We start from the raw sequence: 17,185 nt of genomic DNA, 5'->3' as shown, positions 1-17,185 counted from the left end.
CATGGTGGGCAACGCGCAGCACGGCTATCCGATCCTCGCGAGTGATCTGACGATCGAGTACCCGGCGCACGGGCCCTCGCCCGCCTTCGTGGCGGTGCGGGGGCTCGACCTGCGGGTGCAGCCGGGGGAGGTGCTCGGCCTCCTCGGCGAGAGCGGGTCGGGCAAGAGCACCATTGCCCGGGTGCTGGCCGGCCAGTTCCTCGAGGCTCCGCGCGGCGACGTGCATCCCGTGATCACCGGGGGAGACGCCGAGGTCTTCGGGGAGTCGCTGCGCAAGCTCCGCCGCCGCGATGCAGACAGGCTGATGTTCGAGGTCGGCTACGTGGCGCAGGACGCCTCCGAGAACCTGCCGCCGAACTTCACCGTCTCCGAGATCGTGGCCGAGCCCATCCTGCTGCGCGACAGGCATTACAACCGCAAGGCCCTCGAGGCCCGCGTCGTCACGATGGTCGACGCTGTGCGCCTGCCCCTCAGCGTTATTCCGCGCTACCCGTACGAGCTGAGCGCCGGCCAGCGCCAGCGTCTCGCCATCGCCCGAGCGCTCGTGCTCGACCCGGCACTGCTGATCGCCGATGAGCCGACGGCGGCCATCGACGCCCTCGTGCGCCACTCGATCATCGACCTCATCCGCGAGTTGCAGGAGCACAGCGCGTTCTCCGCCCTCGTCATCAGCCACGACCTCGCCGTGCTCCGGCGCATCGCAGATCGCATCGCCGTGCTGAAGGACGGCGTGCTGGTGGGGTACGGCACCATCGACGACGTGCTCGCCAACCCGCTGCATCCGTACGTCGAACGCCTGGCCTCCGAGCTCGTCGGCCTGTCCGGCGCGAGCGAACAGGACTGAGCGATGACCGCGAACGCACCCATCCACCGCGCCGTGCTGGCGCCCGAGACCGACGACGGCGCTCGATACCACCGGCCCCGGCCAGGTAGTGTCGCGCTCCTCCCGCGCAGCAGTGCGGTCTTCGAGACGGCGGTCACGGATGCCGGGGGCACGACCGCGCCGCTCGGCCCGGACACCCGCGGCATCGTGTGGCTGTCGTATGCCCGGGCCGCCGAACTCGGCGCCGTGCTCGATGCCAATCCGCAGGTCGAGTGGGTGCAGCTGCCCTTCGCCGGGGTCGACGCGTTCTCCGACAGCATCCGCGAGCACTCGCGCGAGAACCTGCTCTGGACCAGCGCGAAGGGAGCGTACGCGCAGCCCGTCGCCGAGCATGCCCTGGCGCTCTCGCTGGCTCTCATGCGCTTCCTGCCGCGCCGCATCCGTGCCACCTCGTGGGACTCCGAGCCGCGGGGAGTCTCCCTCTACGGCCGGGAGGTCGTCATCATCGGTGCCGGCGGCATCGCGATCGAGCTGATCCGCCTCCTCGAGCCGTTCGCGCCGCGCATCACCATCGTCAGGCGGCGAGCGGATGCCGTTCCCGGCGCCGCCGAGACCGTGGGCGCGGATGACCTCCACCGGGTCCTGCCGCGGGCCGACCTGGTGGTCGTCGCCGCTGCGCTCACCGGCGGAACCCGGCACCTGTTCGGGAGCCCCGAGTTCGAGCTCATGCAGGATTCGGCGTATCTCGTCAACATCGCCCGGGGCGGTCTCGTCGACACGGATGCGCTGGTCACCGCCCTGAACGACGGCACGATCGCCGGCGCGGCCGTCGACGTGACCGACCCGGAACCGCTGCCGGACGGGCACCCGCTGTGGAGCGCCGAGAACGTCATCATCACCCCGCACATGGCGGACACCCCCGAGATGACGGCGCCCCTGCTGGCGGAACGAATCCGCCACAATGTCGAGGCGCTTCTCCGCTCCGGCGAGTTCATCGGAGTGGTCGACCCCGAGGTCGGTTACTGAGCTCCTCGATTTTGTTGTGGCCGAACTTTTGATAAAGTAGACGAGGCGCGAAAGTGCTGATCCTCGATAGCTCAATTGGCAGAGCAATCGGCTGTTAACCGGTAGGTTCTTGGTTCGAGTCCAAGTCGGGGAGCGAAGGACCGGAAGGGCTCCACCCCTCCGGTCCTTTTCACTTTAAGGCGCAACACCGCTGCGACCGGCCGTGTACTCCCGGCGGAGCAGCCCGGGAGCCTCCCGCGGCGTGACGACTGCGCCCGACGCCATCGCTACGATCGAATCATGCCGTCCTCCGAGCGCTGGTCTCACCCCGGCGCCCCGGGTGCCGACTGGACGGGACCGCACCGGGGTCCCTGGGGACGCTGGATGGACGACGACCCGCGACCGCTTCGTCGAGTGCGGTGGTTCGCCGTCGTGTTCTCGCAGCTGGTCCAGTTGCCGGTGCTCGTCTGGCTCGTGGTGTCCGGTGCCGACGGCGCGCTGATCGCGGCATCCGTCGTCGCCTTCGCGGCCTCGTACCTGCTGCTGCTCCTGCCGCGATATCCCGGCCCGACAGTCGCGGTCGTGGCGCTGGCGATAGCACCGGCCCTGGTGATCGTGCCGTTCGGGCCGCCGTTCGCCGCAGTTCCCCTCGCGTTCGCCGTCGTGCAGGCGACGGCGCGAGGCGCTCGAGTGTGGGTCTGGAGCACGATCGGAGCCGGAGTCATCGCCGCGCTGGCATACGGCACGGTGTCGGGGGAGTGGGCCTCGCTCGTGCGCTCCCTCATCGTTCTGCTCGTGCTGAGCATTCTCGTGGGAGCCGGGGAGGCCGCCCGCAGCCGCATCGAGCGCTACCGCGGCTTCCGCGAGCAGCAGCTGCGAGCCCGGCAGAGCGAGGCAGAACTCGAGCGGCTCCGCATCGCCCGTGAGCTCCACGACGTGCTCGCGCACTCCCTGTCCTCCATCAACGTGCAGGCCGGGATGGGGCTGCACCTAATGGAGAGCCAGCCCGAGAAGGCTGCGGAGGCCCTCGCGAACATCAAGGAGACCAGCCGCACCGCGCTCGACGAGGTGCGCGGCGTGCTCGGCTTCCTGCGATCAGGGGATGACAGCGCTCCGCTCGTGCCGGAACCCGGCCTCGCACGTCTGCCAGCGTTGGCAGCCTCGCTCGAGGCACTCGGCGTCACGGTGACCCTGCAGGGCCACCTGTCGGCCGACCCTCCGACCGCCACGGATCGCACGATCTACCGCATCGTGCAGGAGGCACTCACGAACGTCACCCGTCACTCCGAGGCGCGAACGGCGCTGGTGGAGCTGTCGACCGTGGACGGCGTCGACATCGTGACCATCAGCGATTCCGGCACCGGCCACGGCGGCGACCCGATCGAGGAGGGCCGCGGGTTCCTCGGCATGCGCGAGAGGGCGGCACTCGTCGGCGGCACGGTCAGTGCAGGATGGCAGCCGGGCGGCGGCCTTCGGCTCGAGGTGCGCATCCCACGCCGTGAGGAGGCGCTTCCGTGATCTCGGTCTTCATCGCCGACGACCAGCACCTGGTGCGCGCGGGCTTCCGTGCCTTGCTCGACGCTGAGCCCGACCTCGAGGTCGTCGGGGAGGCCGCGACGGGCTCGAGTGCCGTCTCCGGCATCATCGCGACCCGTCCCGATGTCGTTCTCATGGACATCCGGATGCCCGACGGAGACGGGCTGCAGGCGACCCGCGAGATCACGGCACATCCGGAACTCGACGGGACCCACATCGTGATCGTGACGACCTTCGAACTCGACGAGTACGTGGCCGAGGCGATCAGGGCCGGCGCCAGCGGCTTTCTCGTGAAGGACACGGAGCCCGCGGAACTCATCCGCGCCGTGCACGTCGTCGCCGCCGGGGACGCGCTGCTGTCCCCGGGGGTGACGAGACGTCTTCTCTCCCGAATGGCGTCGGGGCTCAAGGAGGCGCCGGTCAGCGGGATCTTCGACGCTCTCACCGCTCGCGAGCTCGAGGTGCTCGAGCTCGTCGCCCACGGCCTCAGCAACGACGAGATCGCCGGGAGGCTGTTCCTCAGTCCGTTGACGGCGAAGACCCACGTCTCGCGGATCATGACGAAGCTCGGGGCGCGCGATCGGGTGCAGCTCGTGGTGAGCGCGTACGAGGCCGGCCTGGTGCGTCCGGGCTGGTCCTAGCCGACCGGCAGCTGCGGGGTACTCGGATCGACCTGGTGCCGCCGGGTTCCGGATGCTGCACCCGAGGGAGTAGCCGAAGTGACGCCCCCGAGCGGATTCGCCGCGAGGCGCTGGTTGGGAGTCTCGAGGAGTGGCATCGTCCGGTGCCCGTGACCGATCGGAAATCCCATGTTGTCGTCCTCCATCGCCCTCGCTTCAGTCTCAGCCCACGTCGGCCCCTGGGCCGGCGGGTGGGGCTGGCTGTTCCTCTTCGTCCCGCTCTTCTGGATCAGCATCATCGCGCTGTTCGTCACCCTCGGACGCCGCCGCTGGGCGCGTTACGGGTACGGACCCGGCTATGGCCACGGACCGGCATCCGGTGCCTGGAACGCCGTCGCGGCGGAGCAGACCCTCGCGGACCGTTTCGCCCGCGGCGACATCGATGAGGTCGAGTACCGCGCTCGCCTCGAGGTGTTGCGCGCGGCACGCCCGGCAGCCTGACCCCTCGTTCACTGAGGCCCGGTCTGAGCCGGGCCTCAGCGGGCGGAATCGGGGTCGCTCGGCCTCTCCGGTAGAGTCTCCTCGACCCGCACGCAGCGGGAGAGGAGAACGATGGACTGGCTGAACAGCCCCGCAGCCACCAGCGCACTCATGGTCGCATCCGCCGTCCTGGCGGTGCTGGCGGTGGTGCTGCTCGTGCTCTGGCTGAGCGCGCGCACGCGACTTCGTCGCGTCGACCGCGACTGGACCAGCGCCGAGCGCACCCGCATCGACCTGGAGCTGTCGCTCGCCGAGCAGACCGGTCGCCTCGGCATCGTGCGCGACCTGCAGGACGTCGCCGTGCACGCCGTCGGTCGCCTCGTCTCCCAGGCCGAGGGTGCCAAGTACACCGCCGAGAGCGACCCGTCGTCGGCCGTGCGTGCCGTGACCGGTGTCGTCGATGCCGGTCGCACCGCCCTCGGCGACATGCGCCGCGTGCTGACGGTGGCCCGCGAGGGAGAGTCGTTGCGCTCGCCTCAGCCCGGTCTCCAATCGGCCCAGAACCTGTTCCGGGTCATGCGCGATGCCGGGCTCGTGATCAGCTTCGAGGAATCCGGTGAGCGCTACGAGCTCAAGCCGGGCGCCGAGCTCGCGGTCTACCGCATCCTGCAGGCGGCCCTCGCCAACTCGCTCAAGCACGGCGGTGTCGGCACCGAGGCCCGAGTGTCGTTCGTCTGGACCGAGGAGGGACTCCAGGTCACCATCGACGACGACGGCATCCGTGCCGCTCTCCGCCGTGAGGGCGACGAGGCGCGTGCCGACGCGACCTCGATCGACGACGACCTGCGCGCCCTGACCGAGACCATCTCCGGGGCCGGCATCTCGCAGATGCGCCAGCGCGCCGAGCTCTTCGGCGGCGTCTTCAGCGCCAACTCGGTTCCCGGGGTCGGCTTCAGCGTCTCCGCAGTGTTCCCGGCCCTGCGGTTCCACAACGGCGTGCACGGGGTCGAACTCGCGCGATGACCGACGAGGGCATCCGAGCGGCCGGCGACCAGCCCGGTGGTGGAGACCAGGTCTCCGACACGCCGGAGGGCGATGGCCGGGGCTCGGCAGCTGAACGGATCGCCATCCGTTCCGGACTCTTCGTCGGAATCGCCACCGCCGCGTACGGCATCTCCTTCGGCGCCCTCTCGGTCGCCGCGGGCCTCGACATCTGGCAGACCTGCTTCCTGAGCCTCGTGATGTTCACGGGCGGATCCCAGTATGCGCTCATCGGGATCATCGCCGGCGGCGGGGTCGCCGCCGGGCCGAGCGCCATAGCGACAGCGGGCCTGCTCGGATCGCGCAACGCCATCTACGGCATGCGGATGGCGCCCATCGTCGGCATCGGACCGTGGTGGTACCGCCTCGCAGCCGCCTGGGGCACGATCGACGAATCGACCGCCGTGTCTCTCGCCCAGCCCACGGGCCATCTCCGCCGCGTCGGCTTCTGGGTGACGGCGCTCGTCGTGTTCGTGGGCTGGAACCTCACCACGCTCGCCGGTGCCCTGATCGGCGACGCACTGGGCGACCCTCGGGCGTGGGGACTGGACGCCGCGGCTGCGGCGGCATTCCTCGGGCTCCTGTGGCCACGACTGAAGCGCGTGCAGGCCGCGGCCGTGGCCGTCGGGGCCGCCGTCGTCGCCACGGCTCTCACCCCGGTGCTCATGCCCGGTCTGCCCGTGCTGGTCGCGGCATCCGTCGCCGTCGTCGTGGGTGCCTTCAACTGGTTCGGGAAGGAGGCACGATCGTGACGCTCTGGCAGGTCGTCATCCTGGCGTCGATCGCGACGCTCGCCTTCAAGTTCGCCGGTTACCTGATACCGCAGCGCCTGCTCGAGGCTCCGACGCCGTCGCGCATCGCCGACCTGCTCACCGTGGCGCTGCTGGCGGCCCTCATCGCCGTGCAGACCTTCGCCGACGGGCAGGACATCGTGATCGACGCACGGGTTCCCGCCGTGATAGTCGCGGCAGCGCTCTACGCGCTCAGGGTGCCGTTCATCATCGTCGTCATCGCCGCCGCGCTCGTCGCTGCCGGCATCCGCGCCGTCACCTGATCCGTCTAGGCGTCGAGGTTGTCGACCCCGGGCATCCAGGCGTTGCCGGGAACACCCCATCCGCGCTTGCGCGTGAGCTTGGCCACGATCTTCTGGTCGTGCCCGTCGAGGCGATCGGTGTAGAGCACGCCCTCGAGGTGATCGAACTCGTGCTGGAAGATGCGGGCGAGCCAGCCCTCGGCACGGATCTCGTACGGCTCTCCGTCGGCGTCGAACGCCTGCAGGATGGCACGCCCGGCGCGCCGCAGTCCGAAACGCTCGCCGGGGAACGAGAGGCAGCCCTCGGCCTCGGAGTCCTCATCGGCTATGCCGGCGGGCACCGGCGTGATCCACAGGGTGGGGTTGATCGCGACGCCGCGCACGTGCTCGCCCGAGTCCTCGACCCAGGTGTAGGTGAAGATGCGCAGCGGCACGCCGATCTGCGGTGCCGCGAGGCCGACACCGGGAGCCGCATCCATCGTCTCGAACATGTCGGCGACCAGCCTGCGGAGCTCGTCGTCGAACTCGATGACAGGGGCTGCGGGGGAGTGGAGCGCGTCGTCTCCGGTGATCCTGATGGGGTGTACGGCCATTCTCCGAGGATATCGGCGGCGCTCGGGTTAGGGTCGACAGGTGTTCAACGGCGGAGGATTTGAAGACGTGACCGAGGTGTTCACGCAGAACCCGGCCCAGGTGTTCGGGATCGTGCTCGCCCTGATCGGCGCAGTCTTCCTGTCGATCGGGGCCCAGCTGCAGTATCGCGGGGTCGGCAAGGTCGAGAAATCGCTCGGCGACACCGGCGGCGGCCTCACCCTGCGTCAGCTGCTGGCGCTCCTCGGACGGCCGTCCTGGGTGCTCGGTACGGCGATGCTCGGCGCAGCCATCGTGTTGCAGTTGTTCAGCCTCTCGCTGGCGCCCCTGATCGTGGTGCAGCCGTTGGGTGCTGTCGCCCTCGTGATCACGGCGATCATCAACGCCCGGGTCTCGCACGTGCGACTCAACCGTCTCTCCATCTTCGCCATCTGCCTCTGCGTGGCAGGCGTCGGCCTGTTCGTGACGATCGCCGCGTTCACCGCCGTCGACAAGCCGGTCTCGGATGCCGATCTGATCACCATCCTCACGATCCTCGCCGTCGTGCTCGTGCTGTTCGCCGTGACGTTCGCGTTCCTGCGCAAGCGCTTCAAGGCGTTGTTCTACATCATCGGCGCCGGCGTGCTCTACGGCTTCGTCGCCACTCTCGCCAAGGTCGTCATCAGCCGCCTGCAGGCCGAGAACTTCACGTGGCTCACTGTGCTGTGTCTGCTCGGCCTCATCGGGGCAGCAGCCCTCGGCGCCTACTTCGTGCAGAACGCCTATTCCTCCGGCCCGCCGGATCTCGTGATCGCCGGCCTGACCGTCATCGACCCGCTCGTGGCCGTCACGATCGGCATCGTCGTGCTCGACGAGGCCTCGCAGGCTCCGCCGTGGGCCCTCTGGGCCTTCGCGCTCGTCGGGGCCATCGCCATCTGGGGCGTGTTCCTGCTGTCGAAGCACCACCCTCAGACCAATCTCGTCGTCGACGAGCCACCGACTCCAGCCGCGTCATCCGATGGAACCGTTTAGAATAGGCACCACAACGCCGGTGGCGCCACAGCGCCCGGCGTCCACATCCCGCCGATCCATCACCTCGGCCGAGATACGTAGGGACATCCCACTTGACTGACACCCCCGGTTCGACTGCTTCCGCGCACGCGGACAGCGCGGAGACCGCGAGGAAGCCCCTCACCGTCCTCATCGGCGCCGATACCTTCTCGCCCGACGTCAACGGTGCGGCCAAGTTCGCGGAACGCCTCGCCTCCGGACTCGCGGCCCGCGGCCACGACGTGCACGTCATGGCGCCGGCCGCCAGCAGCAAGCACGGCACGTGGACCGAGGAGTACGAGGGGCAGAAGATCACCGCTCACCGCCTCTTCAGCCTGCGCTGGTACCCGCACGACTGGCTGCGCTTCGTGATGCCGTGGCGCATCAACCAGAACAGTGCCCGCATCATCGACGAGATCAAGCCGGATGTCGTGCACTTCCAGTCGCACATCATCGTCGGCCGCGGCATGTCGATCCAGGCAGAGAAGCGCGGCATCCGCATCATCGGCACGAACCACTTCATGCCCGAGAACATGCTCGAGTTCACGCTCATCCCGAAGGCCTGGCAGGAGTGGGCCATCGGCCTCGCCTGGAAGGCTGCTCGTCGATCGTTCGGCCGTGCCGAGTCCGTGACGACGCCGACGAAGCGTGCTGCCGAGTTCCTCGAACGTTCCACGGGGCTGCGTGGCGTTCACGCCATCTCGTGCGGCATCGACGCAGATCGCTACTCGCCGTCGTGGGAGCCGCGCACAGAGAACCGCATCCTGTTCGTGGGTCGCGTGACCGGCGAGAAGCAGATCGACGTCCTGCTGAAGGCCATGACGCTGCTTCCGGCCGAACTCGACGCCAAGCTCGAGATCGTCGGAGGTGGCGACCAGTTCAAGAACCTGCAGCACCTGTCGCGTGAGCTGGGCATCGCCGATCGCGTCGCCTTCCGCGGCTACGTCACTGACGAGCAGCTGCGTGAGGCCTACTCGCGGGCCTCGGTCTTCGCGATGCCGTCGATCGCCGAGCTGCAGAGCATCGCCACAATGGAGGCCATGGCCTCGGCCCTCCCCGTCGTGGCGGCGAACGCGATGGCGCTGCCGCACCTCGTGCACGACGGGGTCAACGGGCACCTCTTCGAACCGAGCAATCCCGACGACCTCGCGGCGAAGCTCACCGAGGTGCTGACGGCGTCTCCCGAGGTGTACCAGGCCATGAAGAAGGAGTCGGTGCAGCTCATCGTGCCGCACGACATCCAGCGCACGCTCTCGACTTTCGAGAGCCTGTATCGTGGTGAGCCGGTCACGGATCCCGTGACCGACATCACCAACGCGACCACCCCCGAGTAGTCGCGCGGGGCGGTAGCTCAGCTGGTTAGAGCAAGCGACTCATAATCGTTCGGTCACGGGTTCAAGTCCCGTCCGCCCTACTTCAACGCCCGAGAGCAGGCACCCTGCGGTCAGTGCAGCAGGTTGCGCCAGTCTGCAGGCACGCGATCCCTCGGGGCGGGCGATCCCTGCCCGTCCGGGCGCGCGACGGGCGGAGCGAGGTCCGGCCCCTCGGTGTACGCGTCGCTCTCGTAGTTCCAGAACCAGCTCTCCCCGGGCTCGAAACTGCGCACGATCGGATGCCCGGTCTCGGTGAAGTGGGCCGTGGCATGCTGTGCCGGCGAACTGTCGCAGCATCCGATGGATCCACAGGTCGTGCACCGTCGCAGGTGCAGCCACCACCCGCCGTCCGACTCGCAGGCGGAACAGCCCTCCGAGGCCGGCGGCACGGAGGGATCGATGGCGGAATTCGCGTGCATGGGCAACTCCTCGTCGTCCATCGCATCCTGCCATGAGCGTGGCCGGCCTGACCAGAGCGGCTCCCCGAACCGGTGCCACCCGGACGCGGACTTACCGCCGCCGAGCCGCCCTCATAGTCTCTGGGGATGCCCCCTATTGCCGCCGGCTGGTACGAAGTCGACACCGCGATCTGGTGGTGGGACGGTGCGCGGTGGTCCCACGACGAGGGCTACCGGGCTCTCGGGGCCGCGGCGACGGATGTCGCTCCTCCGGTGGGCGAACGGGTGCAGATCACCGGCGCCATCGAGCCGCTGCCGAAGAAGAAGCGCTGACCTCCTGACACCCCCGCGCGGGCGTCGTCACCCGCGCCGTCGGTACTCGAGGTAGACCACGCCGTTCGAGAAGCGATGCTCGTCGGTCAGTTCTAGGTCGACGCGCACCTCCGGTGGGAGATACCTCGAACCACCTCCGACGATGACGGGGTTCACGTAGAGCTGGTACTGATCGACGAGTCCGGCACGCACGGCGAGACCTGCGAGTTCAGCGCCGCCGATTCCCACGTCGGTGTCGGCGTCGGCCACGAGACGGCGCACGGCGTCGACGTCGAACCGCCGCTCGAGTCGAGTCCTCGGGAGCGGCACCGTGCTCAGCGTCGTCGAGTACACCACCTTGTCGGCCTCCCGCCAGAGTCGGGCATAGTCCAGCATCGCGGGGGATACGTCGGGGAACGTCTCATCGATGTCCTGCCAGACCTTCATCACCTCGTAGAGGCGCCTGCCGTAGAGGTAGGTGCCGATGCCGCGCTCGCGCTCGTTGACGAACGCATGCACCTCCTCGTCGGGGGCGCTCCAGTCGAAATCGCCGTAGGCGTCGGCGACGTAGCCGTCGAGCGATTGGATACCCGACCAGATCAAGCGGGCCATCGGATGCCTCTCTCAGCGTGAACGGTGGTCTACGAACTCCATGCGGGGCCCGCGACGCGCAGGTCCGGGCACGCCGTGCGCCTGAAGCAGCCGCACGAGCCTGTAGCGATGAGGGCGCCAGGACTCGAGCGCCTGCACCATGTCCTCGTCGCTGAACCGGTCACGACCGTACAGGGCGTGACCGACGTAGTTCGCCAGGTGGTAGTCGCCGACGGAGAGGGCATCGGCGTCTCCGAGGGCGCGCTGGGCGACCTCGGCCGCCGTCCAGACGCCGATGCCGGGTACGGCCCGGAGGCGCGCCTCAGCGGCCGCAGGAGCGAGCTGCGAGCACTCCTCGAGGCGATCCGCGACGCGCGCCGCCGTCACGACAGTGCGGGAGCGCTGCGGGTCGACGCCCGCCTTGTGCCACTCCCACGACGGGATCATCGCCCACGTCCGCGGCGACGGCACCACGAGCATCGGTCCCGGCGTGGGACCTGGGGCGACGCTGCCGTATCGCCGTACGAGGTGCCGCCACGAGGCCGTGGCCTGCAGCGTGATCACCTTCTGCTCGAGGATGGCCGGCACCAGGGCCTCGAACACGCGGCCGGTCTTCGGGATGCGCAGGCCCGCATGGCGTCGATGGGCGTCGGTGATCACGGGGTGTCCGGGTTCGAAGGAGCTCGGATCGTCGTCGCCGCCGAGCAGTGCCGGAGCGGTCGTCACCGCGGCATCCGCCCCCTGCCCCCAGGCCTGGCACCTGAGCGCCCCGTCGCCGTCGCGGCTGATGCGCATGCTCGCAGGACCGTCGCTGGTGAGAGTCGTGCGCCAGAGGGCACCGTCGGGCGCGAACCCGTGGGTGGGGTCCGAGGCGCCGCGCCCGAGGCGGGCCACGGTGAGGCGTACGTCGGTGGCGTGCCGAGGGCGCCACGTCAGTGTCGCGTCGGGAGCCATACCTCCAGTCTGCATCCTCCGACACTGAACGAACCCTGCGACGCTCGACGGATCTCCAGCTCCTGGCCGGCTCCGGGCAGAGTGCACAGGGGCAAACCGGCTCTCGCGCCGATGGGCGTCTTCGTGACAGGATCGCGACATGAGCGAAGAGGCCCGACAGCCGGTGACGATCGAGCTGTTCCACGATTTCGACCAGCGCTGGCGCGCGGTGCTGCAGGATGCCGACTCCGAGGACATCGAGACGATCGTGCTCCCGCCGGAAATCGATGGGGTGCGCTCGGCGGTTCGCCAGGTACGCACCAAGCTCCGCGGTCGCATGCTCGACGTCGGAGAGCTGACTCCCACCGACGAGAGCCACTCGATCTGGCGCGGCACGGTGCAGACGGCGGTTCCCACGTCCTGATCGTCACCCCGGCGCGGTCCGCGGTGTCCGTGTCAACCGAGAGAATGGTGGGGTGCACTTCATCGTCGGCCGCCTCTCTTCGGGCGCTTCGTCGACGCAGGCCTTCGACGCCGAGGGCACTGCCGTCGGTGAACGGATGCAGCACGCCGACGACGCGGCCCTCGCCACGTTCGCTCGCCTCGAGTCGGCGGCCGACCCGGCGGCCCGCTGGGTCTGGGACGACACCGCCCGCTGGTACCCGCGGCTGCTGCGCCACGGTGTGCGCGTCGCCCGGTGCCACGACCTGAGGCTCGCCCACGCGATCCTCAGGCTCTCGACGCTCACACGCGGCAGCGCGCTCTCGAAGGCGCCCCGCAGCGCCTGGGACGCGGCGCCGGCGATCGAGCGCCCGCCGGCCACCCACACCGCGCTGTTCGACGTCGAGCTCGACGCCGGCACCGGCGATGACGTCGCCGCTCCGACCGACGCCGTCGACGAGACCCTGGCCGAGTGGCGCCGCCAGCTCGAGACCGTGCGCGGGTCCGCGGCATCCGGCAGACTGCGACTGCTGCTCGCGGCGGAGTCGGCCGGGGCGCTGATCGCGGTCGAGATGCGCGCAGCGGGCCTGCCGTGGAGCATCGAACGCCACGACGAGGTGCTCACCGAGGCGCTGGGCCCGCGGCCGGCAGCCGGAGCGCGCCCGGCACGCATGCACGAGCTCGTCCTCGCCATCCGCTCCGCCGTCGACGACGAGCAGCTGAACCCGGATTCGCCTCAGGAACTGCTCCGGGCGCTGCGCCGCAGCGGCATCAACGCCGCGTCGACGAGCCAGTGGGAGCTGCGGGAGATCAAGCACCCGGTGATCGGACCCCTGCTCGAGTACAAGAAGCTGGCGCGGCTGCTCTCTGCCAACGGCTGGACCTGGATGGAGGCGTGGATCGTCGACGGTCGTTTCCGTCCCGACTACGTGCCCGGCGGAGCAGCCACCGGCCGCTGGGCGACGAACGGCGGCGGCGCGCTCCAGCTGCCGCGGCAGGTGCGCTCGGCCGTGCGCGCCGATCCCGGCTGGAAGCTCGTGGTGGCGGATGCCGCCCAGCTGGAGCCGCGCATCCTCGCGGCGTTGTCGGCCGATACCGCCATGGCCGCGGCAGGCCGCGGCGTCGACCTCTATGCCGGCATCCAGGCGACGGGAGTCGTCGAGACCCGGGCCCATGCCAAGGTGGCCATGCTCGGCGCCATGTACGGGGCGACGACGGGGGAGAGCGGACGGTTGATGCCCCGGCTGACGCGGGCCTATCCCCGGGCGATCGCTCTGGTCGAGGAGGCTGCCCGCGCGGGTGAGCGCGGAGAGAGCGTCACGTCGTGGCTCGGGAGGTCGTCCCCGCTGCCGCCTGCAGCCTGGTTCGACGTGCAGTCGCAGGCGAGCGCCGCCGATGCCTCCGAGGCCGACGAGAGGCGAGCGCGCAGCAGTGCCCGCGAGTGGGGACGGTTCACCCGCAACTTCGTGGTGCAGTCCACGGCAGCCGAATGGGCGCTGTGCTGGATGGCGGAGCTGCGAACCGCGCTCCTCGCGATGCCGGATCAACCCGGGTCGACGTCGGGGCAGGGGCCGGCCTCCAGCGGTCCCCTCGCCGGCACGGTCTTCGCCGGACGCCCGCACCAGGTCTTCTTCCTGCACGACGAGATCGTGGTGCACACCCCGGCGGCCCTGGCGGATGCCGTCGCGGAGCAGGTGCGACTCGCCGCCGAGGCAGCGGGCCGGTTGCTCTTCGGAAGCTTCCCAGTCGACTTCCCGCTCGGCGCGGCGATCGTCGACGACTACGCCGAGGCCAAATGAGCGGGCCCGTCAACCGGCGCGCGGTGCGCTCAGGCGCTCGGCCTGCCCCGACGCGGTCGCGTGGTGCTGTAGCCGCGAGCGAGCTCGGAGTCGTGCCCTCCGGAGAGGCCGTCGAGCTCCGCCTCGACACCATCGAGCCACCCGAGGGCGGCGGCTGAGAGAGCGGCATCCGCTCGCCCCGAGAGCCTGCTCTGTGCGGTGCTCCTGCTGGTGCCGTCTGCTGCGGTTCCGGATATCGCCCGCCAGCGCTCCCGGTAGGAGACCAGCAGCTCCCGAGCGTCGGCGCCGGGCAGGGACGTGGCCATGAGCACGGCGTCGAGCATCTCGGCCCAGTCCGGTGCGCCGTCTGGTGCTTCGACGAGTGCCGATTCGACCTGCCGCTGGCCGTCGTCGGTGATGCGGTACAGAGGAAGTCCGTCATCCGTCACGCCGGCCGCCCGCACCAGGCCCTGCACGCCGAGCCGTTCGAGGGTCGCGTACACCTGGCCGATGTTCACGGTGCGCCGATGACCGAGCCTGTCGCCGAGTTCGGCGTGCAATTGGGCGCCGTAGGCCGGACCCAGGGTGAGCACGGCGAGCAGACCGTTCCTGACCGACACCGGCACCTCCGCGCTCCTGAGAAATCCATACCGAGCATACCTTCTGCGGCCGCCGGGGAACCGGCATCCGACTGGCCGAATGACACTGTTGTCATCCATCAGGAAAGTGAGGCATAATCTGCTGTATCGGCCTCTGGCCGCACAAGTTCACACACAATCGCCGTGGTATCCGTGGTCGAGGTCGTTGGGGAAGACGTACCTCACACGAACGGAGAGCACCATGGCGTCACCAGCTGCCCGTCAGGCACCGACTGCGCGGGGCGTTGTCTATGTCCACTCGTCGCCGCGGGCACTGTGCCCGCACGTCGAGTGGGCTACAGGTCGTGCCCTCGGGCGCGCCGTCAATTTCTCCTGGGTCGACCAGCCCGTGCTCAAGGGCGCGCAGCGCGCCGAGTTCTACTGGGAGGGCGACTCCGGCACCGGAGCGGCCATCGCCTCGGCCCTGCACGGCTGGGAGCACCTGCGCTACGAGGTGACGGAGGACCCGGGCCCCGGTACCGACGGCGGCCGCTGGATGCACACGCCCGACCTCGGCGTCTTCTTCGCCCAGACCGACAGCGCGGGCAACATGGTGATCTCCGAGGATCGCATCCGTGCCGCGATGGAGAACGCCGGGCTCAATGCCATCGACCTGCACAACGAGCTGCGAGTGGCTCTCGGACAGGCCTGGGATGACGAGCTCGACGTCTTCAGGCACGCCTCCGATGACGCCGCCGTCATCTGGCTGCACAAGGTCGGTTGAGCTCTCGACGCTCCACGAACTCAGAAGCCCCGCGCTGAATACAGCGCGGGGCTTCTGTACGCATCGGGTGCGTGCGGGGCAGGTCAGCCGAGGAGCATGCCCTCGCCCGCGCCGCTGGACTTGGGGTCGGGGAGCCGGCGCATCCGGAAACCGTTGATCAGCCCGATGCAGCCGGCCAGGATCGGGATGAGCAGGGCGATCTGGAGCGCGATGGGGCGCGCGTCGGTGTTGATCCGGATGATCTCGTCCTGGATCTCCTCGGGTTGACCGACGAGGAGCTCCTCGAGCGCCGTGTTCGACATGATCTCGGCGTCCTCCTCCAGCACCTGGGAGACCTGCTGCTTCTCGTCGGCGGGGAGCACATCGCTCGACATGGCCATGGAGGTGAAGATGAGCGAGAGCGAGGCGAGCATGATCGCGCCCGCGAACGCGAGACCGAACGACAGCCCGAACGAACCGGCGGCCGAGTTCACTCCGGCGGCCTCGCTCACGCGTTCGTCGGAGATCGGCGACAGGGTGTAGTTGTTGAGCTGGGAGACGAGCAGCCCGAGGCCGCATCCGGAGATGATCAACGGGACCAGGAGCCACCACCCGGAATCCGCCCGCGGCACCACCGGGATGAGGATGACCAGGCCGGCCGTCAGGAGCACGAATCCCCAGAGGATCAGCGTGGCCGGGCGGCGTCGACCGACGCGCTTCCCGGCGAGCATCGCCACGCCGAACATGGTCAGTGACAGCGGAGCGATCGACAGGCCGGCCTGCAGCGCGTTGTAGCCGAGCACCATCTGGAGGTAGATCGGCAGCACGATCATCGTTCCGCCGAGTGCGATCTGCTGCATCAGCTGGCCGCTGACCCCGAGCCGGAAGAGTTTGGAGCGGAACAGGTCGGGATCGATCAGGGTCGGCTTGCCGTGGCGCTTGCGCCGCACGAGCCAGTAGGCGAGGGCGCCGAGACCGAACACGCCGACGGCGATCAGGATGCCGACCGCCTCGCCTCCCTCCTGCCAGACCAGGATGCCGATGACGATCCCGCCCATTCCGACGACCGAGAGCAGTGATCCGAGGGCATCGACCTGCCGGGAACCCGTGTACGGCACATCGTGCACGAGCTTGATCCCGCTCAGCACGATGACGATGACGACTGCCTCGAGGGCGAAGGCGACCCGCCACGACAGGAAGGTCGTGATGAACCCGCCGATCAGGGGGCCGACCGCTGCTGCGATAGCGGCGGATGCCCCGACCGTCGCGTAGACCCGAGCTTGCGCCGCACCCTCGAAGTTGCCGTGGATGAGGGACTGCATGGAGGGCAGGAGCAGCGAAGCGCCGAGTCCGCCGATCACAGCCCAGAAGATGATGATGGGTACCAGCGACTGCGCCAGAACCATCGCCACGGCTCCCGTCGCGTAGCAGAGGAGGCCGATGACGTAGGCCTTCTTGCGTCCGATGAGGTCGCCGACCTTGCTCCCGATGAGGATGAACGCCGCCGACACGAGCGCCTCGAGGGCGATGGCCGACTGCAGCCCGCTGACCGTCGTGTCGATGTCGCGTACGACGGCCGAGATCGACACGTTCATGATCGACGTGTCGACCACGAGGACGAACATCGCCATCGCGAGCAGGAGCGCCAGCCTGCCGTTGAAAGTGGCCGTGCCCTTGTCCGTCTCGGGACTGCTCACCAGAGTCCCCTTCCGAGCGACGCCGCGGTCTTCCTAGAACCTAGACCCGAATCGGAGTGATTGTCACGCCTTCGGACACGATGGTGCCAGCGTCTGCACGTCGTCGACAGGGGGACGGCGGATCATCACGCGCGCCCCCCTGTGCGACAGGACCAACCGGTGA

20 protein-coding genes and 2 tRNA genes are annotated in these 17,185 nt (G+C 69.3%); 16 read left to right on the top strand and 6 right to left on the bottom strand.

Going from position 1 to position 17,185, the window contains the following annotated elements:
- The first annotated feature begins 1 nt into the window (after position 1).
- From E4M00_RS06960 to E4M00_RS06920, 9 genes are all read left to right on the top strand, one after another.
- The gene (locus E4M00_RS06960; protein ID WP_200933279.1) at positions 2-844 is read left to right on the top strand and encodes an ABC transporter ATP-binding protein; all 843 of its coding nucleotides are present in this window, start codon (positions 2-4) and stop codon (positions 842-844) included.
- Between the two features lie 3 nt (positions 845-847).
- On the top strand, positions 848-1,849 hold the full coding sequence (locus E4M00_RS06955; RefSeq protein ID WP_135119692.1) for a D-isomer specific 2-hydroxyacid dehydrogenase family protein: 1,002 nt from the start codon (positions 848-850) through the stop codon (positions 1,847-1,849).
- A gap of 60 nt (positions 1,850-1,909) precedes the next feature.
- Positions 1,910-1,982: transfer RNA gene (locus tag E4M00_RS06950), tRNA-Asn, on the top strand.
- Between the two features lie 146 nt (positions 1,983-2,128).
- Positions 2,129-3,346 carry a sensor histidine kinase gene (locus tag E4M00_RS06945; RefSeq protein ID WP_135119691.1) on the top strand — a complete coding sequence of 406 codons (1,218 nt, stop codon included), beginning with the start codon at positions 2,129-2,131 and terminating at the stop codon, positions 3,344-3,346.
- Positions 3,343-4,005, top strand: a complete 663-nt coding sequence (locus E4M00_RS06940) for a response regulator (RefSeq protein ID WP_135119690.1) — start codon at positions 3,343-3,345, stop codon at positions 4,003-4,005. The genes E4M00_RS06945 and E4M00_RS06940 overlap by 4 nt, the downstream gene beginning before the upstream one ends.
- 168 nt (positions 4,006-4,173) lie before the next feature.
- Positions 4,174-4,485, top strand: coding sequence for an SHOCT domain-containing protein (locus E4M00_RS06935; RefSeq protein ID WP_135119689.1), 312 nt, complete (start codon positions 4,174-4,176; stop codon positions 4,483-4,485).
- A gap of 111 nt (positions 4,486-4,596) precedes the next feature.
- A complete protein-coding gene (locus E4M00_RS06930; protein ID WP_135119688.1) occupies positions 4,597-5,487 on the top strand; it encodes a sensor histidine kinase in 891 nt (296 codons plus the stop codon).
- Complete coding sequence (locus E4M00_RS06925; protein ID WP_135119687.1) at positions 5,484-6,257, top strand: AzlC family ABC transporter permease; 774 nt, start codon at positions 5,484-5,486, stop codon at positions 6,255-6,257. Before E4M00_RS06930 ends, E4M00_RS06925 begins: the two co-directional genes overlap by 4 nt.
- Positions 6,254-6,559 (top strand): AzlD domain-containing protein, encoded by a 306-nt coding sequence (locus E4M00_RS06920; RefSeq protein ID WP_135119686.1) that lies wholly within the window; start codon positions 6,254-6,256, stop codon positions 6,557-6,559. The genes E4M00_RS06925 and E4M00_RS06920 overlap by 4 nt, the downstream gene beginning before the upstream one ends.
- Positions 6,560-6,564: 5 nt before the next feature.
- Here the strand turns inward: E4M00_RS06920 and def are convergent, their stop codons facing one another.
- The gene (gene def / locus E4M00_RS06915; RefSeq protein WP_135119685.1) at positions 6,565-7,131 is read right to left on the bottom strand and encodes a peptide deformylase; all 567 of its coding nucleotides are present in this window, start codon (positions 7,129-7,131) and stop codon (positions 6,565-6,567) included.
- Between the two features lie 67 nt (positions 7,132-7,198).
- Here def and E4M00_RS06910 point away from each other — a divergent pair, with 67 nt between their 5' ends.
- The 3 genes from E4M00_RS06910 (at position 7,199) to E4M00_RS06900 (ending at position 9,572) form a co-directional block, all read left to right on the top strand.
- Complete coding sequence (locus tag E4M00_RS06910) at positions 7,199-8,140, top strand: DMT family transporter (protein WP_135119684.1); 942 nt, start codon at positions 7,199-7,201, stop codon at positions 8,138-8,140.
- 92 nt (positions 8,141-8,232) lie between these two features.
- Positions 8,233-9,492 carry a glycosyltransferase gene (locus E4M00_RS06905; protein WP_240036896.1) on the top strand — a complete coding sequence of 420 codons (1,260 nt, stop codon included), beginning with the start codon at positions 8,233-8,235 and terminating at the stop codon, positions 9,490-9,492.
- 6 nt (positions 9,493-9,498) lie between these two features.
- Positions 9,499-9,572: transfer RNA gene (locus E4M00_RS06900), tRNA-Ile, on the top strand.
- A gap of 30 nt (positions 9,573-9,602) precedes the next feature.
- On the opposite strand, the gene E4M00_RS06895 is transcribed toward E4M00_RS06900, so the two are convergent.
- Positions 9,603-9,950 (bottom strand): UBP-type zinc finger domain-containing protein, encoded by a 348-nt coding sequence (locus E4M00_RS06895; protein ID WP_135119683.1) that lies wholly within the window; start codon positions 9,948-9,950, stop codon positions 9,603-9,605.
- A 126-nt stretch (positions 9,951-10,076) separates the two neighbouring features.
- Between E4M00_RS06895 and E4M00_RS06890 the strand changes: the two genes are divergently transcribed.
- Positions 10,077-10,262, top strand: coding sequence for a hypothetical protein (locus E4M00_RS06890; protein WP_135119682.1), 186 nt, complete (start codon positions 10,077-10,079; stop codon positions 10,260-10,262).
- A 27-nt stretch (positions 10,263-10,289) separates the two neighbouring features.
- Here E4M00_RS06890 and E4M00_RS06885 read toward each other — a convergent pair whose 3' ends face one another.
- Both E4M00_RS06885 and E4M00_RS06880 read right to left on the bottom strand, forming a co-directional pair.
- Positions 10,290-10,853, bottom strand: a complete 564-nt coding sequence (locus E4M00_RS06885; RefSeq protein ID WP_135119681.1) for a dihydrofolate reductase family protein — start codon at positions 10,851-10,853, stop codon at positions 10,290-10,292.
- Between the two features lie 12 nt (positions 10,854-10,865).
- Positions 10,866-11,786, bottom strand: a complete 921-nt coding sequence (locus E4M00_RS06880; RefSeq protein ID WP_135119680.1) for a DNA-3-methyladenine glycosylase family protein — start codon at positions 11,784-11,786, stop codon at positions 10,866-10,868.
- A 139-nt stretch (positions 11,787-11,925) separates the two neighbouring features.
- Here E4M00_RS06880 and E4M00_RS06875 point away from each other — a divergent pair, with 139 nt between their 5' ends.
- Together E4M00_RS06875 and E4M00_RS06870 are read left to right on the top strand one after the other, a co-directional pair.
- On the top strand, positions 11,926-12,189 hold the full coding sequence (locus tag E4M00_RS06875; RefSeq protein ID WP_135119679.1) for a hypothetical protein: 264 nt from the start codon (positions 11,926-11,928) through the stop codon (positions 12,187-12,189).
- 52 nt (positions 12,190-12,241) lie between these two features.
- Positions 12,242-14,005, top strand: a complete 1,764-nt coding sequence (locus tag E4M00_RS06870) for a bifunctional 3'-5' exonuclease/DNA polymerase (protein WP_135119678.1) — start codon at positions 12,242-12,244, stop codon at positions 14,003-14,005.
- Positions 14,006-14,034: 29 nt separating this feature from the next.
- Here E4M00_RS06870 and E4M00_RS06865 read toward each other — a convergent pair whose 3' ends face one another.
- Positions 14,035-14,604: a PadR family transcriptional regulator gene (locus tag E4M00_RS06865; RefSeq protein ID WP_167756839.1), complete on the bottom strand. Its 570-nt coding sequence runs from the start codon at positions 14,602-14,604 to the stop codon at positions 14,035-14,037.
- 220 nt (positions 14,605-14,824) lie between these two features.
- Here E4M00_RS06865 and E4M00_RS06860 point away from each other — a divergent pair, with 220 nt between their 5' ends.
- Positions 14,825-15,346: a DUF3145 domain-containing protein gene (locus E4M00_RS06860; protein ID WP_056162593.1), complete on the top strand. Its 522-nt coding sequence runs from the start codon at positions 14,825-14,827 to the stop codon at positions 15,344-15,346.
- Between the two features lie 83 nt (positions 15,347-15,429).
- Here the strand turns inward: E4M00_RS06860 and E4M00_RS06855 are convergent, their stop codons facing one another.
- Positions 15,430-16,956: an MFS transporter gene (locus E4M00_RS06855; RefSeq protein WP_135119969.1), complete on the bottom strand. Its 1,527-nt coding sequence runs from the start codon at positions 16,954-16,956 to the stop codon at positions 15,430-15,432.
- Between the last annotated feature and the right edge of the window lie 229 nt (positions 16,957-17,185).

The organism is Orlajensenia leifsoniae (assembly GCF_004570845.1).
GTDB classification, from domain to species: Bacteria; Actinomycetota; Actinomycetes; order Actinomycetales; family Microbacteriaceae; genus Orlajensenia; species Orlajensenia leifsoniae.
Note: the sequence above shows the minus strand (reverse complement) of the source record. Positions and strands in the feature narration are given on the sequence as shown.